This is a genomic window from Neisseria sp. HMSC061H08 (assembly GCF_001836795.1).
Lineage (GTDB): Bacteria > Pseudomonadota > Gammaproteobacteria > Burkholderiales > Neisseriaceae > Neisseria > Neisseria subflava_A.
This window is the reverse complement of sequence record NZ_KV830588.1, coordinates 192681-215575: the sequence shown is the minus strand read 5'-3', so window position 1 is coordinate 215575 and position 22895 is coordinate 192681. Positions and strand designations below refer to the sequence as shown.

Annotated in this window: 25 protein-coding genes and 1 tRNA gene; 4 read left to right on the top strand and 22 right to left on the bottom strand. The window is 49.4% G+C overall.

Features of this window, described 5'->3' with window-relative positions; all coding sequences use genetic code 11:
- Window positions 1-58 precede the first annotated feature (58 nt).
- The 13 genes from HMPREF2675_RS10040 to HMPREF2675_RS09980 all read right to left on the bottom strand — a co-directional run bounded on the left by HMPREF2675_RS10040 (window position 59) and on the right by HMPREF2675_RS09980 (window position 11449).
- Window positions 59-134, bottom strand: a tRNA-Val gene (locus HMPREF2675_RS10040).
- A gap of 69 nt (window positions 135-203) precedes the next feature.
- Entirely contained in the window at window positions 204-2186 is a 1983-nt protein-coding gene (locus HMPREF2675_RS10035; protein WP_070814968.1) for a monovalent cation:proton antiporter family protein, read from the bottom strand.
- A 264-nt stretch (window positions 2187-2450) separates the two neighbouring features.
- The gene (fabG, locus tag HMPREF2675_RS10030) at window positions 2451-3197 is read right to left on the bottom strand and encodes a 3-oxoacyl-ACP reductase FabG (protein WP_070460425.1); all 747 of its coding nucleotides are present in this window, start codon (window positions 3195-3197) and stop codon (window positions 2451-2453) included.
- 44 nt (window positions 3198-3241) lie between these two features.
- Complete coding sequence (locus HMPREF2675_RS10025) at window positions 3242-4279, bottom strand: glycosyltransferase family 8 protein (RefSeq protein ID WP_070460423.1); 1038 nt, start codon at window positions 4277-4279, stop codon at window positions 3242-3244.
- Window positions 4272-5342, bottom strand: coding sequence for a WaaS/CpsH family glycosyltransferase (locus tag HMPREF2675_RS10020; RefSeq protein ID WP_070460634.1), 1071 nt, complete (start codon window positions 5340-5342; stop codon window positions 4272-4274). The genes HMPREF2675_RS10025 and HMPREF2675_RS10020 overlap by 8 nt, the downstream gene beginning before the upstream one ends.
- Before the next feature lie 55 nt (window positions 5343-5397).
- A complete protein-coding gene (locus HMPREF2675_RS10015; RefSeq protein ID WP_070814967.1) occupies window positions 5398-6399 on the bottom strand; it encodes a WaaS/CpsH family glycosyltransferase in 1002 nt (333 codons plus the stop codon).
- A gap of 73 nt (window positions 6400-6472) precedes the next feature.
- Window positions 6473-7399, bottom strand: coding sequence for an ACP S-malonyltransferase (fabD, locus tag HMPREF2675_RS10010; RefSeq protein ID WP_070814966.1), 927 nt, complete (start codon window positions 7397-7399; stop codon window positions 6473-6475).
- 9 nt (window positions 7400-7408) lie between these two features.
- Window positions 7409-7756, bottom strand: a complete 348-nt coding sequence (locus HMPREF2675_RS10005) for a DUF1294 domain-containing protein (RefSeq protein WP_070460417.1) — start codon at window positions 7754-7756, stop codon at window positions 7409-7411.
- A gap of 51 nt (window positions 7757-7807) precedes the next feature.
- A complete protein-coding gene (locus HMPREF2675_RS10000) occupies window positions 7808-8770 on the bottom strand; it encodes a beta-ketoacyl-ACP synthase III (RefSeq protein WP_070460415.1) in 963 nt (320 codons plus the stop codon).
- Between the two features lie 152 nt (window positions 8771-8922).
- Window positions 8923-9993, bottom strand: a complete 1071-nt coding sequence (gene plsX, locus HMPREF2675_RS09995; protein WP_070814965.1) for a phosphate acyltransferase PlsX — start codon at window positions 9991-9993, stop codon at window positions 8923-8925.
- Window positions 9994-10115: 122 nt separating this feature from the next.
- Window positions 10116-10640 (bottom strand): phosphoribosyltransferase, encoded by a 525-nt coding sequence (locus HMPREF2675_RS09990; protein ID WP_070814964.1) that lies wholly within the window; start codon window positions 10638-10640, stop codon window positions 10116-10118.
- Between the two features lie 92 nt (window positions 10641-10732).
- Window positions 10733-10912 carry a 50S ribosomal protein L32 gene (gene rpmF, locus HMPREF2675_RS09985; protein ID WP_002240035.1) on the bottom strand — a complete coding sequence of 60 codons (180 nt, stop codon included), beginning with the start codon at window positions 10910-10912 and terminating at the stop codon, window positions 10733-10735.
- Between the two features lie 33 nt (window positions 10913-10945).
- Window positions 10946-11449, bottom strand: coding sequence for a YceD family protein (locus HMPREF2675_RS09980; RefSeq protein ID WP_070814963.1), 504 nt, complete (start codon window positions 11447-11449; stop codon window positions 10946-10948).
- A 55-nt stretch (window positions 11450-11504) separates the two neighbouring features.
- On the opposite strand from HMPREF2675_RS09980, the gene HMPREF2675_RS09975 reads away from it, so the two are divergent.
- Entirely contained in the window at window positions 11505-12095 is a 591-nt protein-coding gene (locus tag HMPREF2675_RS09975; RefSeq protein ID WP_070815027.1) for a Maf family protein, read from the top strand.
- A 54-nt stretch (window positions 12096-12149) separates the two neighbouring features.
- A complete protein-coding gene (locus HMPREF2675_RS09970; RefSeq protein WP_070814962.1) occupies window positions 12150-12860 on the top strand; it encodes an SAM-dependent methyltransferase in 711 nt (236 codons plus the stop codon).
- Between the two features lie 94 nt (window positions 12861-12954).
- Here the strand turns inward: HMPREF2675_RS09970 and yidC are convergent, their stop codons facing one another.
- The 4 genes from yidC to rpmH form a co-directional block, all read right to left on the bottom strand.
- Complete coding sequence (yidC, locus tag HMPREF2675_RS09965; protein ID WP_070814961.1) at window positions 12955-14601, bottom strand: membrane protein insertase YidC; 1647 nt, start codon at window positions 14599-14601, stop codon at window positions 12955-12957.
- Window positions 14602-14719: 118 nt separating this feature from the next.
- Window positions 14720-14941 (bottom strand): membrane protein insertion efficiency factor YidD, encoded by a 222-nt coding sequence (yidD, locus tag HMPREF2675_RS09960; protein WP_003684591.1) that lies wholly within the window; start codon window positions 14939-14941, stop codon window positions 14720-14722.
- Complete coding sequence (gene rnpA, locus HMPREF2675_RS09955) at window positions 14938-15279, bottom strand: ribonuclease P protein component (protein WP_070713604.1); 342 nt, start codon at window positions 15277-15279, stop codon at window positions 14938-14940. The genes yidD and rnpA overlap by 4 nt, the downstream gene beginning before the upstream one ends.
- Before the next feature lie 2 nt (window positions 15280-15281).
- The gene (rpmH, locus tag HMPREF2675_RS09950; protein WP_002214728.1) at window positions 15282-15416 is read right to left on the bottom strand and encodes a 50S ribosomal protein L34; all 135 of its coding nucleotides are present in this window, start codon (window positions 15414-15416) and stop codon (window positions 15282-15284) included.
- Between the two features lie 319 nt (window positions 15417-15735).
- On the opposite strand from rpmH, the gene dnaA reads away from it, so the two are divergent.
- On the top strand, window positions 15736-17304 hold the full coding sequence (dnaA, locus tag HMPREF2675_RS09940; RefSeq protein WP_070814959.1) for a chromosomal replication initiator protein DnaA: 1569 nt from the start codon (window positions 15736-15738) through the stop codon (window positions 17302-17304).
- Between the two features lie 148 nt (window positions 17305-17452).
- Window positions 17453-18556: a DNA polymerase III subunit beta gene (dnaN, locus tag HMPREF2675_RS09935; RefSeq protein ID WP_003758101.1), complete on the top strand. Its 1104-nt coding sequence runs from the start codon at window positions 17453-17455 to the stop codon at window positions 18554-18556.
- A gap of 135 nt (window positions 18557-18691) precedes the next feature.
- Here dnaN and HMPREF2675_RS09930 read toward each other — a convergent pair whose 3' ends face one another.
- The 5 genes from HMPREF2675_RS09930 to queD all read right to left on the bottom strand — a co-directional run bounded on the left by HMPREF2675_RS09930 (window position 18692) and on the right by queD (window position 22883).
- Window positions 18692-19054, bottom strand: coding sequence for an ACP-like domain-containing protein (locus tag HMPREF2675_RS09930; protein ID WP_070460395.1), 363 nt, complete (start codon window positions 19052-19054; stop codon window positions 18692-18694).
- 297 nt (window positions 19055-19351) lie between these two features.
- Entirely contained in the window at window positions 19352-20938 is a 1587-nt protein-coding gene (locus HMPREF2675_RS09925; RefSeq protein WP_070460394.1) for an L-lactate permease, read from the bottom strand.
- Window positions 20939-21271: 333 nt separating this feature from the next.
- Window positions 21272-21907, bottom strand: a complete 636-nt coding sequence (locus tag HMPREF2675_RS09920) for a 7-carboxy-7-deazaguanine synthase QueE (protein WP_070713886.1) — start codon at window positions 21905-21907, stop codon at window positions 21272-21274.
- A gap of 108 nt (window positions 21908-22015) precedes the next feature.
- Window positions 22016-22387 carry a DUF1304 domain-containing protein gene (locus HMPREF2675_RS09915; RefSeq protein ID WP_049359223.1) on the bottom strand — a complete coding sequence of 124 codons (372 nt, stop codon included), beginning with the start codon at window positions 22385-22387 and terminating at the stop codon, window positions 22016-22018.
- A 73-nt stretch (window positions 22388-22460) separates the two neighbouring features.
- Entirely contained in the window at window positions 22461-22883 is a 423-nt protein-coding gene (gene queD, locus HMPREF2675_RS09910) for a 6-carboxytetrahydropterin synthase QueD (protein ID WP_070814958.1), read from the bottom strand.
- Window positions 22884-22895: the final 12 nt, after the last annotated feature.

The following is a 22895-nucleotide window of genomic DNA, read 5'->3' as shown; positions in this document are numbered from 1 at the left end:
CTCTAACCAACTGAGCTACCACCGCGCATCCACTGTCAAAGACAATGAAAAGGAAACTTGGTGGGTGATGACGGAGTCGAACCGCCGACATTCTGCTTGTAAGGCAGACGCTCTACCAACTGAGCTAATCACCCGTGCGCAAAATTGCGAAGACGCTATTAAACCAAAAAATCCTGATGCGCGCAAGATTTATTTGCTGATTATTAGATATCTCCCTGCAAGCACCAGTTTTCAAAGGAAATAATTTCTTCCTGCTTGCCTGCGACAATCAAAATATCGCCGTTTTCCAAAACAAAATCAGGATCAAGTTCTTGGATTTTTCCGGTATTGCGGCGGATAAACAATAGTTTCAGATAATGCGCTGCCAATGGCAATTCACGGATGGTTTTACCGATGGCGTGTGCCTCGCCGTGCAATGGGAAAGCGTGGCGGCAGACGGCCTTGCTGTCTTCGTCGGAGAAGCTGTCATCATCACTGCCGACAAACAAGTCTTGCAACGATGCATAGCGGCTGTGACGGATGTGGGTTATGGTTTGATAAACATGGTTGTAGGAGAGGCCGTGGCCCAACATGGCATAGCTTGCCAGCACCAGGCTGGTTTCTTTGGTATCGGAGACGGTTTCTTCCGCGCCCATTTCGGTAAAGGTTTTGACGTAATCGTCATTGGTGGCGCGAACATAAACCGGCATGCTCGGATGCATGGACATGATGTTGCCGAGAACATGTTGTGTTTCATGCATATTGTTCAGCGTGATGACCACCATTTTGGCGCGTCCCAAGCCGGCGGCTTCCAAGACTTCGCGGCGTTTGGCATCGCCAAAGGAAACCGGCTCACCTGCGTTGCGTGCCACTTGTACGCGGGCAATGTCCAAGTCAAGGGCAAAGTAGGGGATGCCTTCTTGCGCTAATACACGGGCAACCGATTGACCGCCGCGTCCGAAACCGATAATCAGGACGTGTTCGGATTTGCTCATGGTTTCCACCAGCATGGAGTGTAAGTCCAAGGCTTTCATGTCCCAGTCGGATTTAACGAAGCGGCTGACGATGGCATCGCTGCTGCCCAAAATGAATGGCGCGGCAATCATGGAGAGCAAGACGGCTGCGGTGGCTGCTTGTTCCAATTCGGGCGAAACCATATTGATTTTGCTGGAAATGGCCAGCATCACGAAGCCGAACTCGCCGCCTTGCGCCAAATAAAGCGCACTCTTGAGGCTGTCGCCCACAGGGTTTTTCATGCGCAAAGCGATGATGAAGACGACCAGTGCTTTCAAGACCAACAGGATTGCCAACAAAATCAGGATTTGCTGCCAGTTGCCGATCAGCGCCTGAATATTCAGCTTCATACCGACGGTAATGAAGAAGAAGCCAAGCAGGATGTCGCGGAATGGACGGATGTCGTCTTCTACCTGAATACGGTATTCGGTTTCGGAAAGCAACATACCGGCGACGAATGCGCCCAATGCCATAGACAGGCCTTCAAGCTCTGTCAGATAGGCCACGCCCAAAGTAACCAGCAAAACGTTGATCATAAAGAGTTCGGACGATTTGCGTTTGGCAACCAGTCTGAACCAGCGTGACATCACTCGGCTGCCGACAACAAACAAAATGCCCAAGGTCAGCAACATTTTCAAACCGGCCAAGCCCAGCTCTACCCACAAGTTGCCTTCGCTGCCGCCAGCAAGCGCCGGAATCAGAATCATCAGCGGTACCACGGCAATATCTTGCATCAGCAAAACACCCATGGCCATTTGACCATGCGGCTGACCCAGCTCGGTTTTCTCCGACAGAATGCGGCTGACGATGGCGGTGGACGACATGGTCAGTGCGCCCGCAGTGGCAAACGCCCAGTTAAACGGCGTGCCCATTGCCATCAAAATGCCCATAATCGAGAGCATGGTAATGATGACTTGTAAACCACCCAAGCCGAATACGAGGCGGCGCATGGCTTTGAGTTTGGGTAGGGAGAATTCGAGACCGATGCTGAACATCAAGAACACAATGCCGATTTCGCCCAAATAGTCGGTGGCGTAGCTTTGCGGAATCAGTTTGAACATACCCGGACCGGCAATAAAACCGACCAAAAGATAACCGAGCATGGAAGGAATGTTGAACTTGCGACAGCAGATAACCGTAATAACGGCAACCAACAGAACAATGACAATGGGACCGAGGGAGAATTCGTGCATAGAGTGGGCGGCCTTTCGTTAAAAGTAGCTATTGTTATATAGGCCGTCTGAAACACGTCGAAAACCGACAGCAAATCCAAATAAAAACGCACAGAATGAACTTCATTTCTGCGATTTGATTTCCCGTATCATGCTTATTTGGACTTACTGTTTCGAGCGTTATCTAACGGATTATTAAGATTATATCAAGATAGAATGTAAAGTAGTGTTTTGATTGACAAAAAGGGCCGTCTGAAATATTCAGACGGCCTTTAAATAAACGGTTTAAGGCATCAACATGCCGCCGTTGACATGAAGTGTCTGACCGGTAATGTATTTTGCCTGTTCAGAAGCCAAGAACAAAACTGCATCGGCAATATCTTGCGCTTCACCGAATTTGCCCAAAGAAGTTTGCGCTTCAAAGGTTTTGCGGGTTTCTTCCGGCAGGGCGCGGGTCATATCGGTGTCGATAAAGCCCGGGGCAACGCAGTTGACGGTAATGCCGCGGCTGCCGACTTCACGCGCCATAGATTTGGAGAAGCCGATTAAGCCTGCTTTTGCCGCTGCATAGTTGGTTTGCCCGGCATTGCCCATCACGCCGACAACAGATGTAATGTTAATGATGCGGCCGGCACGCTGTTTCATCATACCGCGCAATACGGCTTTGGAGGCACGGAACACAGATTTGAGGTTAACCTGCATGATGTCGTCCCACTCTTCCTCTTTCATGCGCATTAGGAGGTTGTCACGGGTAATGCCGGCGTTGTTGACCAGAATATCCAGTTTGCCGAATTCTTTTTCGATGTCGGCAATCAGGTTTTCGATGGTTTCAGGTTCGGCAGAATTCAATGCACGGCCTTCGCCGCCCCATTGTGCCAAGCGTTCGCCGATTGCAGCCGCACCGCTCTCACTGGTGGCTGTACCGATAACTTTTGCACCGGCCGCAGCCAAAGTATCGGCAATCGCCGCACCAATACCGCGAGAAGCGCCGGTTACCAAAGCGATTTTGCCGCTCAAATCTTGTGTACTCATGTTTTATTCCTTAATTGCGATTGGAAAAATGGTTTCAGACGGCCTTATTTACCTAGGGAGGGTGCTTGATACCGTCGTTTGTTGATTCTTCGTAATAAATATTCTTTGTAGTATGCCCATGCTTGCTTTTTTTGTCCTTGTTTCCAAAGTCGTTTGGCTGCTTGTCTAAATTTCCTTTTAGGATTTGGAAAGGGCAACCAAGTTGATAGAGGTTGTTCTAGATATCCGTTATTCCATGGGGAATTCTTAAAATATTGATCATATGCGGGGTGGAAGCCTAATTGATGCCACGGTTTGATATGACCAACAAAATGGACTAAGCGGATATTGTTGGGATTATCGATCAATTCACTGTATTTTTGATGCCAATGTATCCAGTTAAAGTTTTCTGAAAGCCAGTGTACATGACCTATACAGGCTAAATTCAAAATATCTTGATCTGGGCAGGAGAGTTTAAAATTTTGTTTTTCTACGGCTTGCATTTTTTCAGACAAAATTTTATCTATTGCCATATCATTCCATTTGTCAATATTGAATAGAATGACCCCGGAGTTGAAATAAGGCTCAGTATCTGTAAAACCAAATTGATTGAGTTGTTTTATATATGCTCTGTATAAGATTGCATCAGGTACGGCGGCAATCAAAGAATTTGAAATGTCGATTTCAAATAAATCATCAATGTTACCCAAGCACAGTACATCAGTATCTAAATAAAGTGCAGTATGAGCAATACCTTTTAATAAGCAAGGGATACTCATACGGTAATACATAGCGATAGTAAAATAATGAGTAGTTTGCAGGGTAGAAAAGTATTCTGTATTTAAATGGTAAACGCTTATTGCGTAGTTTTGATTTGATGTTTCAATTTGATCGAAAATATTAAAATCATAACCTTCTGAACCACTAACTAACAAATGAAAATGTATTGGGCTGGTATTGTTTTGCAATACAGAAAGTAACGCAGTGCCGATGTGTTTGATATAGTTTTGATCGGCTGCATAAACAATATGTTTCGGCTGTTCAATGAATTCTCGTTTGCGGATATGAACAGTTTCTAATACCAATTTTTCTCTATCAAACATTTAAATTCTCCACAACTTCTCTATTGATTTCAGGTAATCTGATAGGGATATTCGGTTCAATATCAAATGCGCAGCTGATCCAGTTGCTGAAGCTGTATTTGTGTTTCAGGCCGGGGGCAAGCGGTACGTACGGCAAGGTCAGGAAGGCTTTGAGTTCTTCAAGGTTGCTTCCGTCCCAGTAGAACATATTGTTCGGGTGATAAAAATCGTAATGTACGATGGTCGGATTGGTCGTAATCAGTTTTTTGTCCAATCCAATCGCTTCGAAAATCCGCAAAGAGAGGCCGTAGTGCTTGCGGTTGAGGAAATCTACCAATACAGAGGATTTGGCCGCTTCTTCTAAGTTTTGACGATAGGAGAGGGCGTTTTCAAATGAGAAGAATTCGACTTCGGGAATGCCTAAAGCCGCTTTTTCTTCTTCGATTTTCTTACTGGCCAAGCGAAAATCTATTTCTAAACCGATTGAACGCGCAGCTTCGCAAAATGCACGGATGTCATTGTTGCGGTCGGCAGCGTACGAACCGATAAACAAGATTTTGTTTTGCGGGTTTTCAGACGGCCTGAAGCTGTCAAAGTAGAAGCTGGTGGTTGGAAAGAGTTTTTCGGTGTATTCGGGATGTTTGCCTTGGTCAAACGGATCGAAAAAGTAAAATTTGTCGAAAAATTCGATGTTGTCGAAGTCTTCTTTTAAGAAGGTCAGGGCTTCCCAGTTGTAATACACCATTAATTTTGAATGCGCTCTGAGCTTGGCGATGAAGTCTTTCGGATAGGCACCCAGCCAAATCATGAAGCAATAATCCGCTTGTTCGGGATGTTCGCTTAACAGGGAATTGAGGCGTTCTTCTACGGCGCGGAACATGGTCCGTTTTTTGAAGTCTTTTTGTCCAAGAATATTTCGATACCAGATTTTTTTCAGCCGTTGAAATACATTTTTGTATTTGAACTCTTTTTCTTCATAGGTCAGGGACAGCACTTCAAATCCGCATTTCTCCAAGTTCTCAATAATGAGTTCGTGGATTTTGAAGAGTTCCGGCATGGCGAGAATGACTTTTTTCTTACTCATAATGTATTCAATATAATATTTTGTCAGGCAGGTATATTTGCCATAGGCAATAGAGTTAATCAATGCCGAGCAGGCGGTTTAGCCATTGTGTAAACGAATAATAGGCTTTGATTTCAGGGGCAGGTTGCTGATACGGACGTGCCAAAAACTCAGGCAATGCGTCTAAATTACCGCCGTCCCATACGAACACGCGGTCTGGGTGGTATAGGTCGGTTTCCAAGATATGTTTGTTGGTGGTAATCAGTTTTTTATCGAAACGCAACGCATCAAAGATACGGAATGATAAGCCGTAATGTTCGAATTGTGCAAAATCGACGACTGCGCCGCAACTTTGCACTTGGCTGAGGTTTTCTTCAAAGCTGAGGATGCTGCTGCGGTCGAGATAGCGGATGCCGTTGTGTCCGAAGGCTTTTTCAGCCCTATCGTCTTTGCAGTAGATATGAAAATCCAAGGGCAGGTTGAGGCGTTCGGTTTCTTGGATAAAGCGTTTGGTTTGTTCTTCGCGTCTAAGTTCGTAGCCGCCCAAAAAGTAGAGTTTGTTGGTGGGGGCATATTCCGCCACGGGAAAGTCAAAGTAAAAATTGGTGGTGGCTTTGAAACGGCATTGTGGATATTTTTGAATATCATCGGGATCGAAAACCCAACATTGATCAAAATAATCCAAATATTCAATAATGTCTGGGAAACGGCCTACGCCATCCCATTGATAATTCACGCAAACATTGCTGTGTTCGCGGATGGTGGCGATGATTTCTTTTGGGTAAATATTGGCGCGGATACAGAGCGCATAATCGGCTTTTTTGCCGTTTAACAAGGCCAATTTTTGTTGAATGTTGTCGAGGTGGCGGCTGTATTTGAGGTATTTTTTATAGTTGCCGTCTTTGGTGATGTGTTTGTGGTAGAGGCTTTTGAGTCTGCTGCCCAAGTTCGGGTAATAGGAATCTCGGTCGTCATAGCACAGATTAATGACATCAAAACCAAGAAAACGCAGATTTTTTTCGATACATTGATCCAGTCCATACATGTAGGGAACGGCAAGAATAATGGTTTTTTTCATAATGTATTCGGATTGGAGTAGGCTGATTTTTCAGACGGCCTTGCCTGACAGGATAAGGCCGTCTGAAAACGTTTTAGTGGGCTTCGATAAATGCAGCCACTTGATCGGCATTGGTCAATGCGCTGCATACGGCTTCTTTGTTGATACGTTTGGCGAGGCCTGCGAGGACTTTGCCGGGGCCGCATTCGGCGGATTCGGTGATACCTTCGGAAACAAGCGCGTTGACGGTTTCTGTCCAGCGCACCGGGCTGTACAGTTGGCGTACCAAGGCATCTTTGATTTTGTCGGCATCATCGTAAGAGGCAACATCGGCGTTATGGATGACGCGGATTTGCGGTTGTTTGATGGTGATGTCTTTCAGTGCTTCGGCAAGTTTTTCCGCTGCAGGCTGCATGAGGCTGCAATGTGAGGGTACGGAAACAGGCAGCGGCAGGGCGCGTTTGGCTCCGGCTTCTTTGGAGGCGGCCATGGCGCGTTCGACTGCGGCGGTATTGCCGGCAATCACGACTTGGCCGGGGGAGTTGAAGTTGACGGCTTCAACGACTTCGCCTTGTGCAGCTTCGGCACAAATGGCTTTTACTTGTTCATCTTCCAAACCCAAAATAGCGGCCATTGCGCCTACGCCTTGCGGTACGGCAGATTGCATAAGTTCGGCGCGCAGACGGACCAGTTTGACCGCGTCTGCGAAATTCAATGCGCCGGCAGCGACGAGGGCAGTGTATTCGCCGAGACTGTGACCTGCAACGACTGAAGGGATTTTACCACCGGCTTCCAAGTAGGCGCGGTAGGTGGCAATACCGGCAGCCAGCATGATGGGCTGGGTGTTGACGGTTTGTCCGATTAATTCGGCATCTTCGCCGTTAATCATTGCCCACAGGTCTTGACCCAATACGGCGGAAGCTTCGTCAAATGTGGCTTTAACGATGGCTTGCTCGGCAAAGCCGTTCATCATGCCTAGGCTTTGTGAGCCTTGTCCGGGGAAGAAGAATGCGAAAGACATGGTAATTCCTTATTGGTTTGAATGTTTGAGGGTGTCTGCCAGCAGAAGGAGGGTGGCGACAGTATTGGTTGCGGTGGTCAGCCGGAAGGTGCGGACAAATCCGGGTTTGCTGGTTTTATGCCGGAATATGAGGCTGCCGCAATAACCGCCCGGCCAGCCACCAAGCAGGTTGAGCAGGTGCAATTTTGCTTCGGGTATGCGCCTGCCGTGCTTGCGTGCGCGCTGTTTGTCTTGGTAGTAAAGCAGGAAAACGTATGCACTTAGCGCGAGATAGGCAATTGCCAGTTTGGGCAATATTACAGCCGTTATGCTTAAAAACAGGCTGCTGATGCAGAGTGCAAACGTTAGGGATTTCATGGGTTTGAGCAGAATAGGCCGTCTGAAAGAGGTGTTCAGACGGCCCAATCGTTAGTATTTCACTAAAACCGCACCCCAGGCAAAACCGCCGCCGATGCCTTCGAGCAAGAGGTTTTGTCCGCGTTTGATTTGGCCGTTTTTAATGCCGACATCCAGTGCCAACGGAATGGAGGCTGCGGAAGTGTTGCCGTGGTCTTGGACGGTCAAGATCACTTTGTCCATGCTCAAACCCAAGTGTTTGGCGGTAGAGTCGATAATGCGCTTGTTGGCTTGGTGCGGCACAATCCAATCGATTTGATCAGCGGTGTAACCGGCTTCTTCGATAACGTCATCTGCGATTTTGGATAGCATTTTGACGGCAAACTTGAATACGCCGGGGCCGTCCATGCTGATGTAGGGCGAACCGCAAACCTGGCCGTTGGCGATTTGTCCGGGGACGTTCAAAAGGTCGAGGTAGTTGCCATCGGCTTTGAGTTTGCCGTGGATGATGCCCGGTTCGTCAGATGCGCTTAAGACAACCGCGCCAGCACCATCACCAAAGAGGACGCAGGTGGTGCGGTCGTTCCAATCGACGATGCGGCTGAAGGTTTCCGCGCCGATGACCAAAGCGTTTTTCGCCATGCCGCTTTTGATGTAGGCATTGGCAGTGGTCAGGGCATACATAAAACCGGCGCACACGGCTTGTACGTCAAAGGCAGGGCAGCCGTTGGCAATGCCCAATTTTTGCTGCACGATGGTTGCCGTAGAAGGGAATTGCATATCGGGAGTGGCTGTGGCGACGATAATCAGATCGATATCGTCAGCCTGCAAATCGGCATCTGCCAAGGCGCGGCGCGCTGACTCGGCGGCCAAGTCGCTGGTTTTTTCGCTGTCGTCTGCAATATGGCGAAATTTGATACCTGTACGCGTGGTAATCCACTCGTCGGAAGTGTCCACTTTTTTTGCAAGGTCGTCATTGCTGACGCGGTTGGCAGGAAGGTAGCTGCCTGTACCGGAAATTTTGGCATATTGCATGAGAACGGCCTTTTTAGAGAGTTGATTCAGATAGTCGGGTATTGTAAGCGAAAATGGGAAAATTCCCAATATTAAGAATGAAGTCGGTGATTAAAGATAAAAACAGGCCGTCTGAACATTTTGAAGTTTCAGACGGCCTGTGTATATCAGCCTTAAGCTTCCGTTGTTAGAGCAGCGGTTTCTTCCAGTTCGGCTGCTGCTTTGGCGGCTTCCAAAGCGGCCAACTGGGTGGCTACGCCTTGTTCGATTTGAGCGAGGCCGGCAGATTTGGCTTCGTGGTAGGCCTCTTCCAAAGCATAACGGAAGCCGACTTCGTCGGTTCCACCGTGGCTCTTAATCACAATACCGCGTAAACCAAGTAGGATGGCGCCGTTAAATTTGCGCGGATCCAATTTGCCTTTCAAGCCTTTGAGTGCGGGCAGGGCGGCAATGGCGGCAAGTTTGTTGAACAGGGTGCTTTGGAATTCACGGCGGATGGCGCCGCTCATGAATTTAACTGCGCCTTCGATGGTTTTGAGCATAACGTTGCCGACAAACCCGTCTGCGACAACGACATCGGCTTCGCCATATAAAACGCCGTTGCTTTCGATATTGCCGATAAAGTTGAGTTTGCTGCTGCTCAACAGTTTAAAGGTTTGTTTGACGGCATCCGTACCCTTGATGTCTTCTGTACCGACGTTCAAAAGGGCGACGCGCGGGCTGCCTTTTTCTGGGTGCAACGCGTGTACCAGCTCGCTGCCGATGATGGCAAATTGAACCAGTTGTTCGGGCGTACAGTCGACGTTAGCTCCCAAATCCAAAGCCAGGGTAACGTGTTCGCTGTCGGAAGGCAGGAATTTAGCGATGGCAGGACGCTCAATGCCGGGAATGGTTTTGAGGACGAATCGGGCGGTCGCCATCAGTGCGCCGGTATTGCCTGCCGATACGGCGGCTTGCGCGTTGCCTTCTTTGACTTGGTTGATGGCGATGCGCATGGATGATTCTTTTTTGTTTTTCAGCGCGGATTGCGGCGCTTCATCCATTTCGACGACTTGCGCTGCATGGCAGACGGTAATGCGGTCCATAGGTGCGCCTGCCGAGCTTAATGCTTGGCGGACTGCTGCTTCATCTCCGACCATAATCAGATGTACGTCGGATTGTTGTTTTAGGAAATCCACTGCACCGGGGACGGTAATCGCAAGGCCTGCATCTCCGCCCATGGCATCTACGGCCAGTGTAATCATGTTGTTCTCCGGTTTGTGTGTTTCAGACGGCCTCAGACAATAGGACAAGCACACTCATCTGATTTTCAGGAGATTGAATTGAAAATCAGATGAAAAGGCTTGTTGCGACGGTCGTGCCAGATTTATTGGTTTTGCGCGGCCAATTTGTTGTGTTCGTCGATGTCCAGCGCGTCCCAAGGATAGTTGATCCACCAGTCTTCAACGGTGATGCCGCTGAAATAAGGGACGCCTTCGGGAATTCTGCCGACTTTGGCTTTAATTTTTTCATGCAATACTGCCACGCCGATGGTGCCGAAATCTTCTTTCAGCAATTCGGTCAGGCAAAATTCCATGGTAACGCGGCTGTCGTCTACTTCGTCAACAACCAGTACGTTTTTGCCTTTCAGTACATCGGGAACGGGATCGAGCCATTGGACCTTTTTCACTTCCTCGGTCACTTGACCTTCGTGATCGTTGTCGTAGTAGGCTGTGGTCACGGCGTAAATCGGGATTTCCAAGAAGCAGCGCAACATGCGGGCAGGGATGAAACCGCCGCCGCCAATGGCAATCATGGCATCGTATTTGGTGCCGGAGTTTTGGATTTTTTCCGCCAATCCTTTGATTACGCGGTGGATGTCGTCGTAGGTGTACCAGATTTTACGTTTCATGGTGTGCTTCCGAAGAGGAAAATACAGGGTGCAATGCAAAAAAGCCAGTCATTGCATGGCAATATTCTGGCTTTTTCAGTCAGACGAACGGATTATTCGCCTTTAGCTTTTACCACTTTACGGCCACGGTACATACCGTTTGGAGAAATGTGGTGTGGACGATGCACTTCACCAGTTGCGCTGTCGACAGACAGAGAAGGCGCAGTCAGAGCGTCGTGTGAACGGTGCATACCGCGTTTAGAAGGGGATTTTTTGTTTTGTTGAACGGCCATTTCAAGCTCCTAGATAAATAAACTGTGTCCTAATTAACTGCTTTTCAAACCTGCTAAAACAGCGAAGGGGTTTGGTTTGTCCCGATTGACTTCGTCCAGTGTTCCATTGTTGTCGCAGTCTTCGTGTCGAGGGGAGAAAGGGAGCGACATCAGGATTTGGTCTTCAACCAGAGTCCGCACGTCAAGCTCTTTTTCGAGCAGCATGCCTTCCAATTCTTCATCGGCAAGCATGGCTTCGTCCAAACTCTCTTCATCGGCAAACAGGACGATACGGCTGGTTTCATCGAGCAGAAACGGCATGGGCGTAATGCAGCGCTGGCAAATCAGGGGCATGTCGGCTTTGACGTTCAAATCGAGAAACAGACGTTGCAGCCGGTCGCGGCCGCCTTGCAGCGTAAACGACACGCGCGTCTGTTTGTCGGCCGGATAATCGTGCGAACTTACTCGTTCATCCAATTCTTCGAGCAGGAAGCTGCCTTGCAGATTCTGCCCTTCGGCGGCGAAAACTTCTGGGTCAATCAAATTAGGGTATGACATAAACGGAGTATGATATAATTTCGGCGGTCTAACGTCAATGTTTTTAAGTAAAAATATGGAAGTAAAACTGCCTTTGGTTTTAGGGTCGACTTCGGTTTTCCGTTGCGGACAGCTTCGCCGTTTGGGTGTCGATTTTCAGACGGCATCGCCTGATTTTGACGAAACGCCTATTGCGGGCGAGCATGCGGGCGAAACGGCGCTGCGTTTGGCTAAAGGCAAAGCCCGTTCATTGGCGGCAGCTTTTCCTGCCGCGCTGATTATCGGCGCAGACCAAGTCGCATGGTGCGAAGGACGTCAATTGGGCAAACCGATGAACGTCGCAAATGCACAACAGATGCTGGAAAACTTAAGTGGAAAACGGATTGAATTTTACAGTGCAATCGTGCTTTTGAATACTGCCACGGGCAAGGTTCAGCATCATGTCGATCATACGGTGGTTACCATGCGCCAGTTGTCGCAGGAACAAATCAGCCGATATTTGGAACGCGAGCCGGATGCGGTTTATTGTGCCGGTGCGGCGAAGAGCGAGGGTTTGGGCGCTGCTTTGTTGGAGCGTATTGAAAGTACGGACCCAAATGCTTTGATCGGTCTTCCGATTTTCCGTCTGATTGATTTTTTGAAAAACGAAGGTGTGGAAGTTTTATAGTTTGAGGCCGTCTGAATGTGTTCAGACGGCCTGAGATTTTTTGGAGCTGCAAGAATGAAACCGATTTTGTATTTGATTCCTACCCCTTTGGGTGCGCCTGATACGCCATGCCTGTTGCCGCATGAGCAACAGGCGATTGTCGGGCTGACGGATTTTGTCGTGGAAGCGGAAAAAACAGCGCGCGCGCATTTGAAACATTTGGGCGTAACTACGCCTATCCGCGAGCTGAATCTGCAAACGCTGAATGAACACACGGATTTGAAGACTTTGCCGGAATTGCTGAAACCTTTGCAAGAAGGGCGCAGTATGGGTATTGTCAGCGAGGCAGGTTGCCCGGCTGTTGCCGACCCGGGCGCGAATTTGGTGGCGTTGGCGCATAAACACGGTTTTGAAGTACGACCTTTGGTCGGGCCGTCCAGTTTGTTGCTGGCGCTGATGGCTTCGGGCGCGAATGGTCAGAACTTTGCGTTTAAGGGTTATTTGCCGTCTGAAAAAAATGAGCGGATTCAGCGTTTGAAGGCTTTGGAACAACGTTCGCGCCAGCAGAATGAAACGCAGCTGTTTATCGAAACGCCGTATCGCAACGATGCGTTGTTGGCTGATGCGGTGGAAAACCTGCATCCTGAAACGCGATTATGCGTGGCTACGGACTTAACTTTGCCGACACAGGAAATCATCAGCCAGCCGATTGCGCAGTGGCGGAAAAGAAAAGAAATGCCGAATTTGAAAAAACGCCCGACGATTTTTGTGTTGCATGCCGCTTAAAACTGGATTGGGTTCAATTTCAAACTGTATTTGTTTGGGGAAATAAAAAAGGCCGTCTGAACAACAGACGGCCTTTGTGTTGCCTAAGCTTTTATCAAGAAACGACTTCGCCTTGGGCGCGTTGTTTTTCGATGCTGCGGTTGATGTGCCATTGTTGGGCGATAGTCAAGAGGTTGTTGACTACCCAGTACAGAACCAAACCGGCAGGGAAGAAGAAGAACATGATGGAGAAAATCAAAGGCATGACTTTCATCATTTTCGCCTGCATAGGGTCGGTTGACGGCGGATTCAGATAAGTTTGTGCAAACATGGTCGCCGCCATAATCAAAGGCAGGATGTAGAAAGGATCCGGACGGCTCAAGTCGGTAATCCAACCCAACCAAGGCGCTTGGCGCAATTCTACGGAGGCGAACAATGCCCAGTACAGGCCGATGAAGACGGGGATTTGCAACAGCATAGGCAGACAGCCGCCCAGCGGATTGATTTTCTCGTCTTTGTAAAGCTGCATCATGGCTTGTTGTTGCGCCATGCGGTCATCGCCGTATTTCTCTTTGATGGCTTGCAATTTAGGTGCGGCAGCACGCATTTTTGCCATAGAGCGGTAAGAGGCGTTGGTCAATGGATACAGTACGGCTTTGACGATGATGGTCAAAACGATGATTGCCCAGCCCCAGTTGCCGATGATGTTGTGCAGTTGGTTCAAGAGCCAGAAGAGCGGGGAGGCGAACCAGTGTACTTTGCCATAGTCTTTGGCCAGTTGCAGTTTGTCGGCGATGTTGGCGATAACGGAAGTGGTTTGCGGACCGGCATACAGGTTGATAGCGGTTTCGGCTTTTGTACCGGCTTGGATGGCGGCTAAAGGCACGCTGACGCTTGCGCTGTACAAGTTGTCGTTGCGGCGTTTGATGTCGATACGGCAGTCGCCTGCGGTGCAAACGCTTTGGCCGTCTTTAGGCTGCAAAATCCAAGTGGACATGAAATGGTGTTCAATCATGCCGAGCCAGCCGGTCGGCGTTTTGCGGATGTATTCGGCTTCGGATTTGCCGGATTTGGCATCGTCGTCCAAATCAGAGAAGCTGACTTTTTGGAAGCCGCCTTCAGGGGTATAAACCACCGGGCCGACGTAAGAGCGGGTGAAGTAGCCTTGGCCTTCGGGTTCGCTGTGGTCGCGGACGATGCGGTAGTCTGCGCTCAGGTTGATAGGTTGGCCGTTGCTGTTGGTAATGTCAAAGCGGACGTTAACCAAGTAGCTGCCTTTGGTGAAAGTATAAACTTTGTTGATTTTCAGGCCGTTGGTTTCAGGTGCGCTCAAGCGGACTTCAACTTTGTCGCCTTCCAAACTGTATTGTTTTTGCAGAGCGGTAAAGCTGATGCCTTTCAGAACGTTGTTGCCTTGTGCGTCCAAAAGCTCGGATTGGGCAACGTAGGTGTATTCCTTGCCGTCGTTAAACAGGACGAAAGGTTTGTGTTCGTCGCCGGTTGCTTTGTATTGCAAGAGGGTCAGCTGACGCAGGTCGCCGCTTTTCTCATCGATGACGGCTTTAACTGTGTCTGTGGTAACGGTAATAGGAGAAGCCGGGGCAAGCGCGGCTTCGGCAGCGGCTTTTGCCGGAGCAGTGGCCGTTTGCTGTTGCGCGGCTTGTTGCGCCGGATTAGGTTTGGGGCTGGGGAAAAAATGTTCCCAGCCGGCAAAAATTGCCACTGAAATGGCAAAAAACGCCATTAGTCTTTTAAAATCCATAAGAGATTCCTGGAATTGACGGATAGGTAATCGAGATGAAAACTGCTTCAGACGGCATTATATAGAAACCGACGGGAAATTAAAGGAAATCGTGTTCTTTAAATGGTTGACAGCAGCATTATGGAACAGGGTCATGGCCGTGTCCGCCGAAAGGATGGCATCGTGCGATGCGTTTGATTGCCAGCCATCCGCCTTTGAATGCGCCGTATTTTTTGACGGCTTCGACTGCGTATTGTGAACAGGTCGGGGTATAGCGGCAGCGCGGCGGAATGAGGGGGCTGATGCAGTATTGGTAAAAGCGGATGAGTGCAAGGAAGAGCTTGGAAAGCAGGGTATTCATCGGCGTTTTTTCATCAGCTGGGCAAGTTGGTCTCGGGCTTCAGGGGCGGTTTCCCGATTAAACGCCTGACGCACGCGCACAACAAAATCATGCGGCGGCAGTTGGTGTTGATTCAGCCTGAACCAGTCGCGGATGACGCGCTTCATGTAATTGCGGTCATGGGCGCGTTTGGCGGTCTTTTTGCTGACGACCAAACCAAGGCGCGGATGGCCGAGCGTGTTGTCTGCGGACTGGGAGACTTGCAGCAAATCGCGGCTGCGTCGGTTTTTCAACGCAAAAACGGATGAAAAATCATCCGTTTTTAATAAGCGATACTGCTTCGAGAAGCCGTAATTCAAAATTATACAGCCAGGCGTTTGCGGCCTTTGGCGCGACGGGCAGCCAATACTGCGCGACCACCGCGGGTTTTGGAGCGAACCAAGAAGCCGTGGGTGCGTTTGCGTTTGGTAACGGAAGGTTGATAAGTGCGTTTCATGATGTTTCCTAAAAATTGGTAGATAATTAAACCGTGAATTACACTCCAATTTGCCGCTTTTGTCAATCAATATAAAAACTTTTCGTTGGCCAAAGTGTGACAACGGGTTTTATGCATTAATAGAATTTGTGGATAAAATTTTGCGGCGGTTGTGGATAAAAAAGAGCGGAATGGGTATAATCGCCCAACCTTGCTTTTCTCTGTGCGCAAGGCCGTCTGAAAGCAGCGGGAGTATTGTAAAAATTTGATTTTTATCGGATTGCCTGTCTGCTCTGCCTTCTTGTATTTCCCAAATCTTCCATTTTCCGAGCTTAATCTCATGACGTTAGCTGAATTTTGGCCGCTGTGCCTTTGCCGCCTTCACGAAATGTTGCCTGCCGGGCAGTTTGCGCAATGGATTGCGCCTTTGACCGTGGGCGAAGAAAATGGCGTATGGGTGGTGTATGGTAAAAACCAATTTGCCTGCAATATGCTCAAAAGCCAGTTTGCCGCCAAAATTGATGCCGTGCGTGCCGAATTGGTGCCTCAGCAGGCTGTATTTGCGTTTAAGCCGGGCGTAGGTACGCATTATGAAATGGCGGCTCAGGCTGTTGCGCCGGTGCAAGTGCAAGAAGTCATTGAAGTTGAAGAGTGTGTAGAGCCTGTTCAAATGCCTTTGCAAACTGATGCGGCAGTAGAAGAAGACAGGCCGTCTGAAACGGTGTCCAAACCTGCCACAGCCAAGACGGCTGCCGAGATTTTGGCGCAGCGCATGAAAAACCTGCCGCATGAGCCTCAAGTGCAAACTGCCGCTCCGGCTGAGTCTAAAGCGGTTGCCAAAGCCAAAACCGACGCGCAACACGATGCGGAAGAAGCGCGCTACGAGCAAACCAATCTGTCGCGTGACTATACATTTGAAACTTTGGTGGAAGGTAAGGGCAACCGCCTTGCCGCCGCAGCCGCCCAAGCGATTGCTGAAAATCCGGGGCAGGGCTACAACCCGTTTTTCTTATACGGCAGCACGGGTTTGGGTAAAACACACTTGGTGCAGGCCATCGGCAACGAATTGCTGAAAAACCGCCCCGATGCCAAAGTGCGCTATATGCACTCGGACGACTATATCCGCAGCTTTATGAAGGCGGTGCGCAACAACACTTACGATGTGTTCAAGCAACAATACAAACAATACGATCTGCTGATTATCGACGATATTCAGTTCATCAAAGGCAAAGACCGTACGATGGAAGAATTCTTCTATCTGTACAACCATTTCCACAACGAGAAAAAACAGCTCATCCTGACGTGTGACGTATTGCCTGCCAAAATCGAAGGCATGGACGACCGTCTCAAGTCACGTTTCTCATGGGGTTTGACTTTGGAACTCGAGCCGCCCGAGCTGGAAATGCGCGTGGCGATTTTGCAGAAAAAGGCAGAAGCGGCAGGCATCAGCATTGAAGACGAAGCCGCATTGTTTGTCGCCAACCTGATTCGTTCCAACGTGCGCGAACTGGAAGGCGCGTTCAACCGCGTCAGTGCCAGCAGCCGCTTTATGAACCGCCCCGTCATCGACATGGATTTGGCGCGCACGGCTTTGCAGGATATCATCGCCGAAAAACACAAAATCATTACTGCCGACACCATTATCGACGCGACTGCCAAATATTACCGTATTAAAATCAGCGACATACTTGGTAAAAAGCGCACGCGCAACATTGCCCGTCCGCGTCAAGTCGCCATGAGCCTGACCAAGGAGTTGACCACCCTCAGCCTGCCGTCCATCGGCGACGCGTTCGGCGGACGCGACCACACGACCGTCATGCACGGCGTGAAAGCCGTAGCAAAACTGCGCGAAGAAGATCCCGAGTTGGCGCAAGATTACGAAAAACTCCTGATTCTGATTCAAAACTGAGTCAGAACCGGCTTTCAGACGACCCCTCTCTTAAAAGGTCGTCTGAAAACGCAAATACACATTGATTTTAACGGCGGCGAATCAACCATCGCGTCCGCCGAACCCGATTCAAAAACACCCGAAATAACCGATTCAAAAGGAATTGACCATGCTGATTTTACAAGCCGACCGCGACAGTCTGCTCAAGCCGCTGCAAGCCGTTACCGGTATCGTCGAACGCCGCCATACCCTGCCCATCCTCTCCAACGTCCTGCTCGAAAGCAAAGACGGTCAAACCAAACTCCTGGCGACCGACTTGGAAATCCAAATCAACACGGCCGGCCCGGAAAGTCAGGCAGGCGACTTCCGCATCACCACCAATGCCAAAAAATTCCAAGACATCCTGCGCGCCTTGCCCGACAGCGCCATCGTTTCGCTCGACTGGGCGGACAACCGTCTGACCCTGCGTGCAGGCAAATCACGCTTCGCCCTGCAAACCCTGCCTGCCGAAGACTTCCCGCTGATGAGCGTCGGCGAAGACATCAGCGCCGCGTTTTCCCTGTCGCAGGAGACTTTCAAAACCATGCTTTCGCAAGTCCAATACAGCATGGCAGTACAAGACATCCGCTACTACCTCAACGGCTTGCTGATGCAGGTTGAAGGCAACCAACTGCGCCTCGTCGCCACCGACGGCCACCGCCTTGCCTACGCCGCCAGCCAAATCGAAGCCGAACTGCCCAAAACCGAAGTCATCCTGCCGCGCAAAACCGTTTTGGAACTCTTCAAACTGCTGAACAACCCGTCCGAACCCATCAGCGTCGAGCTGCTCAACAACCAAGTACGCTTCCAATGCAACGGCACGACCATCGTCAGCAAAGTCATCGACGGCAAATTCCCCGACTTCAACCGCGTCATCCCGCTGGATAACGACAAAATCTTCCTCGTTTCCCGTACCCAACTTTTGGGCGCGCTTGAACGTGCCGCCATCCTTGCCAACGAAAAATTCCGCGGCGCGCGCCTGTTCCTGCAACCCGGCCTCTTGAGCGTCGTGTGCAGCAACAACGAGCAGGAAGAAGCCCGCGAAGAACTCGAAATCGCCTACCAAGGTGGCGAACTCGAAGTCGGCTTTAACATCGGCTACCTGATGGATGTGTTGCGTAACATCCACTCCGACGATATGCAGCTTGCTTTTGGCGATGCCAACCGTTCAACGCTGTTTACCGTACCGAATAATCCGAACTTCAAATACATCGTAATGCCGATGCGTATTTAAGCGGGGGACAAACAAAAAGAGCGTGTACGGTACACGCTCTTTTTTATAGGTTTGAATCAAAAGGCCGTCTGAAAATTGTTTTTCAGACGGCCTTTGATTAAACCGGGATGATTCGGTTAAATAGGAAAACTGGGATTAACGTGGACGTGGTTCGCAGTTTTTCACCAGGAATGAGCCGTTAGGGGCGTTCACGCCAACTACTTCAGAAGTAGTGTGGGTGTTTTTGTCGATGAAACCGGCAGACATTGCATAACCTTGACGGTTGGTGAAAGTAGTGCCAGTGCTGTCAGAACGTTTTTTGTTGACAACCAAAGAGGCTTTTTTGCCACCGGCGTTTACGTCAGCAGTAACTGCACGGCCACTACGGTCAAAGCCGTACATCACGTTCAGTGATTTGCCACCGTCACAATGGTAAGAAACGAAGCCGGCAGGTGCAGCGGCAGCAGAGAAGGAAACAGTAGCCAATGCGGCTGCAGTGATAACAGAAAGTAATTTCATGATCTAAGCTCCATATGAGGGTTGTGTGTTATCTTGCAAAGTGAGAAAGGGTTTTCGTTTGCAGATGAAGCATATTGTAGGCGTTTTGGTGGTAGTGACAATTAGGTAAATTGCAAAACAGTGTTTACTTATGCTTACCCGATTGTTTATTAATAGAAAGTTGTTTGTAATTTGGTGTTGCAAAGTGGCTATGCGGATTGTTGCGGAATATATACATTAATGATTCTTTAAGAAATATAGCAAAAGAATACAAAAAAGGCCGTCTGAATATTCAGACGGCCTTTGATATGAAGCGGTTTACAAGAAGAAAATTGAAGCGATAGTCACGGCGATGACGCCATAGATGCTCATCGGGATGACAGTTTTCTTGATGATCGCGCCTTCGGCGTTGTTTACGTTCAACACGCTGCATACGGCGATGATGTTGTTGATGCAGACCATGTTACCCATTGCGCCGCCAACGGATTGCAGGGCGAGGATGAGGGTAACGGACAGGCCGGTATCAAGCGCGATTTGTTGTTGAATCGGACCAAAGGTCAAGTTGGATACAGTGTTGGATCCGGAGAAGAATGCACCGATTGCGCCCAGGTATGGGGAGAAGTACACCCAGTGTTCGCCAGCCATATTGGCAAATTCTTTACCGATGATTTTCACCATGGAGTCGTCACCGCCAACCATCATCAGTTGAACCATAATCAATGCACCCATCAGGGCAAGCAGAGGTTTTTTGGTTTGGTTGAAGGTTGCAGCGTAGAAAGACCACGCATCTTTGAATTTGGTTTTGTACAGCAGGATGCAAATCCAAACGGTGAAGACAAACGGAATCCAAGCCGGAACGTAGAGGGTTTGGTAGGAAGCGTTTACGCCTTGGCCGAAGATGTTGCCGAAGGTGATGGTCAGGGAGTCGCTGACGGTGATTTTGGACAAATCAAACGGCAGTTGGAAGCTGAACCATTCTTCTTTGCTGGTCAGCAGGCCTTTGATGCCCAGCTGTTTGATACGGGTTATCACCAGCATGCCGATCAGCATACCCAAAGGAGCCAGTGCTTTGGCAACTTGTGCGAAAGGTACTTTTTCTGCATTCGGGTCTTTGGCGTAATCTTTGCTCAAGCCCCAGCCGCGGTTTGCGGCGAATACGGATACCATCAGGCCGATTGCGCCGGCAACCAGAGATGGGAATTCTTCATTGACCATCGCCAATGCAACGTAAGGAAGGGTACAGGAGAATACGGCGATACCGATGAAGCCCAAGTTTTTGCGGATTTCAGCCCAAGGTACGATGAAGCTCAAGCCGATCACAGGGATGATGAAACCAGCAAAGAAGTGCATTACGCCGGTTTGCATACCGATTTCCATAATGCTCTTTTGATCCAAGCCCAAAGGCGCGAAGCCGAACCAAGTCGGGGTACCTACTGCACCGAAGGATACGGGTACGGAGTTCATGACCAAAGTGAAGATGGCTACTTTTAATGGGTTGAAGCCCAAGCTCATCAGGATTGGCGCGGCAATGGCGGCAGGTGTGCCGAAACCGGATGCGCCTTCAATCATAAAGGCGAAAGACCAGCCGATGATCATCAACTGGGCAATCGGATTCGGGCTGATGGTGGCCAGCCATTTGCGGATGACATCGATACAGCCGGTGGTTTCCATCATGCGGTTAAACATAATGGCACCGAAAATTACGGTAATCGGGGTCAGGGTAGAGACGAGGCCGGACGCGGCTGTTGCGTTGAGCAACATGGCGTCGTCGCCGAAATAAAACAGTTTGATGGCATAAATCAGCGCGGCGGTAATCGGCAACGCGACGTAGGACGGCATACTGTTTTTCTTAACCATCAGCCAGATCAGCAGCACGATGGGAAAAATACTGAGAAAGAGAGCCATGGGATTATCCTCGGGGCAACAAGCATCATAACCGTCAATCAATGGCGGTTTGATGCGATGTGTTGAGTAGTTAATGTTTTTCGAATAAGGATTGCTATTTTTTTTAGATGCAACCAGTTATCAGGTAAATTGGTTTTACCAATTTATGAAAACTGTTGCACACTTTACGTAATCTTATGTAATCGGTCAAGAGGTTTGTAATAAAAAAGGCCGTCTGAAATAGGGTTTTCAGACGGCCTGAGAGCTTTGCCAGCAGTTCATTTGGTCGGATATCGAATGGTATTTACATTCAATATTTTGTAAAGATTTTGTTTTTAATTGATTTCAAACGAATTATTCTATTCCTGCCCATTTATGCGTTTGTACGCTCAATTGCCAATGTACGAGTGCATCGGGTCGGCTGTTTAACACACCGATTTGGCGGATGGTGTCGTAGATATTCATCACACCTTCTTGCTCGCAAGGCGAGAGGTAGTAATGTTGGGCGAGGATTTTGCGTTCCATCTCTTGGCAAAACGCAATGACATCGCCGTCGGCAACAATGCGCACTTCATTAGCTTTCTCGATGCAACTAGATTGATATTTGGCGGCGTAGCAGGCCTTAGGGCTGGTAGCAACGTAGTCGATTTGCGGCGGCGCGGGGTTGAGGCCGTTGGTTTCGATACACAGAAAATAGCCTTCGGCTTTGAGTGCGTTGAGCAGGGTATCCAAATGCGGTTGGATGGTGGGTTCGCCGCCGGTAATAATGATGTTGCGCGCCGTGTAGGTTTTCAGACGGCCCAAAATATCGGACAGGCTCATCATGCCGAATTTGAGGTAGTCGGTATCGCACCAGCTGCACGCAAGATTGCATTTGCCCAGGCGGATGAAAACGGCGGGCATGCCTGTATTCCAGCCTTCGCCTTGCAGGCTTTCAAAGATTTCGACAATGCGGTATTGGGGATTGTTCGGCGTGATGTGAATGGTCATGAATATTAGGTGTGCGGGATTGAATTGTTGTCGTGAAGCGTTTTGAGAAATCGGTTGAGGCAGCCATTCTTTCTGTCAGTTCAATAGGAAAGAATGGCTGGTGTGTGCTTAAGCGGCAATGACGGCTGCGGCGGCCAAAAATGCCGGCAAGCCTTGTTTGAACAAAATGCCTTTGTTACCGGACGAAAACGCGCCCCATGCGGCGGCGATGAGGACAAAGCCGAGGAACAGGATGGTCGCGCCGTAAACGGCGTTGTCGGGTGCAGCAAAGCGCGCCCATACCAAGCCAATGGCGAGGAAGCCGTTGTACAGGCCTTGGTTGGAAAATAGGGTTTGCACGCGTTTTTGTTCCATAAATTCGTAAGGCATGTTGAACAGCTCTGACGCTTTTTCGCTTGGGATTTGCGTCATTTCGAGCCAGGCGATGTAGAAATGTTCGACAGCGACGAAGAGGACGAGGAGGGTGGAGAGGAGTTTCATGAGGATTCCTTTTGATGTTTAGCGTATGGATGTGTTGGGGGAACAGACAGTCTGAAAAATAGAGGGCGACGGTTTATTCCCCTTCATATTCCGCACACGAAGTCGGCGTTTCCCATAATTTCACGCTGCACACTTTGATACCGGCGTTTTTCAGACGGCCATACATTTCTACGCTCATGTTTTCGGCTGTGGTGCGGCAGGGCAGGCGCAGGGTTTTCATGTTCCAGCCTTCCAAAAGTGCGGCGATTTGGCTTTCGCGTTCGTTGTTGCCGTGATAGATGAAGGCATGGTCGAACGGGTCTGTAATGTGTTGTTTGACGATGGCTTTCAGGTCGGTAAAGTCCATCACCATGCCGTCTTTTGCGCCGCCTTGGATAACGGGCGAGGAGACGGTGATTTCGAGTTTGTAGGTGTGGCCGTGTAGGTTTTGGCATTTGCCGTCATGCCCGTCGAGCATGTGCGAGGAATCGAAGGTAAAGATTTTGGTGATTTTCATGAGATGAAGGAA

Bases quoted from the DNA above. Each gene is read 5' to 3' on its own strand.
- HMPREF2675_RS10015 (WP_070814967.1), bottom strand. From the start codon at position 6,399: ATGAAAAAAACCATTATTCTTGCCGTTCCCTACATGTATGGACTGGAT.
- HMPREF2675_RS10025 (WP_070460423.1), bottom strand. From the start codon at position 4,279: ATGTTTGATAGAGAAAAATTGGTATTAGAAACTGTTCATATCCGCAAA.
- HMPREF2675_RS09930 (WP_070460395.1), bottom strand. From the start codon at position 19,054: ATGAAATTACTTTCTGTTATCACTGCAGCCGCATTGGCTACTGTTTCC.
- HMPREF2675_RS09920 (WP_070713886.1), bottom strand. From the start codon at position 21,907: ATGACCATTCACATCACGCCGAACAATCCCCAATACCGCATTGTCGAA.
- HMPREF2675_RS09915 (WP_049359223.1), bottom strand. From the start codon at position 22,387: ATGAAACTCCTCTCCACCCTCCTCGTCCTCTTCGTCGCTGTCGAACAT.
- rpmH (WP_002214728.1), bottom strand. From the start codon at position 15,416: ATGAAACGCACTTATCAACCTTCCGTTACCAAACGCAAACGCACCCAC.
- HMPREF2675_RS09975 (WP_070815027.1), top strand. From the start codon at position 11,505: ATGGAAGTAAAACTGCCTTTGGTTTTAGGGTCGACTTCGGTTTTCCGT.
- fabD (WP_070814966.1), bottom strand. From the start codon at position 7,399: ATGTCTTTCGCATTCTTCTTCCCCGGACAAGGCTCACAAAGCCTAGGC.
- plsX (WP_070814965.1), bottom strand. From the start codon at position 9,993: ATGATTACACTGGCCGTAGATGCCATGGGCGGAGATGCAGGCCTTGCG.
- HMPREF2675_RS10000 (WP_070460415.1), bottom strand. From the start codon at position 8,770: ATGCAATATGCCAAAATTTCCGGTACAGGCAGCTACCTTCCTGCCAAC.
- rpmF (WP_002240035.1), bottom strand. From the start codon at position 10,912: ATGGCCGTTCAACAAAACAAAAAATCCCCTTCTAAACGCGGTATGCAC.
- dnaN (WP_003758101.1), top strand. From the start codon at position 17,453: ATGCTGATTTTACAAGCCGACCGCGACAGTCTGCTCAAGCCGCTGCAA.
- queD (WP_070814958.1), bottom strand. From the start codon at position 22,883: ATGAAAATCACCAAAATCTTTACCTTCGATTCCTCGCACATGCTCGAC.
- dnaA (WP_070814959.1), top strand. From the start codon at position 15,736: ATGACGTTAGCTGAATTTTGGCCGCTGTGCCTTTGCCGCCTTCACGAA.
- HMPREF2675_RS09990 (WP_070814964.1), bottom strand. From the start codon at position 10,640: ATGAAACGTAAAATCTGGTACACCTACGACGACATCCACCGCGTAATC.
- fabG (WP_070460425.1), bottom strand. From the start codon at position 3,197: ATGAGTACACAAGATTTGAGCGGCAAAATCGCTTTGGTAACCGGCGCT.
- HMPREF2675_RS09980 (WP_070814963.1), bottom strand. From the start codon at position 11,449: ATGTCATACCCTAATTTGATTGACCCAGAAGTTTTCGCCGCCGAAGGG.
- HMPREF2675_RS10020 (WP_070460634.1), bottom strand. From the start codon at position 5,342: ATGAGTAAGAAAAAAGTCATTCTCGCCATGCCGGAACTCTTCAAAATC.
- HMPREF2675_RS09970 (WP_070814962.1), top strand. From the start codon at position 12,150: ATGAAACCGATTTTGTATTTGATTCCTACCCCTTTGGGTGCGCCTGAT.
- HMPREF2675_RS10005 (WP_070460417.1), bottom strand. From the start codon at position 7,756: ATGAAATCCCTAACGTTTGCACTCTGCATCAGCAGCCTGTTTTTAAGC.
- HMPREF2675_RS10035 (WP_070814968.1), bottom strand. From the start codon at position 2,186: ATGCACGAATTCTCCCTCGGTCCCATTGTCATTGTTCTGTTGGTTGCC.
- yidC (WP_070814961.1), bottom strand. From the start codon at position 14,601: ATGGATTTTAAAAGACTAATGGCGTTTTTTGCCATTTCAGTGGCAATT.
- yidD (WP_003684591.1), bottom strand. From the start codon at position 14,941: ATGAATACCCTGCTTTCCAAGCTCTTCCTTGCACTCATCCGCTTTTAC.
- HMPREF2675_RS09925 (WP_070460394.1), bottom strand. From the start codon at position 20,938: ATGGCTCTCTTTCTCAGTATTTTTCCCATCGTGCTGCTGATCTGGCTG.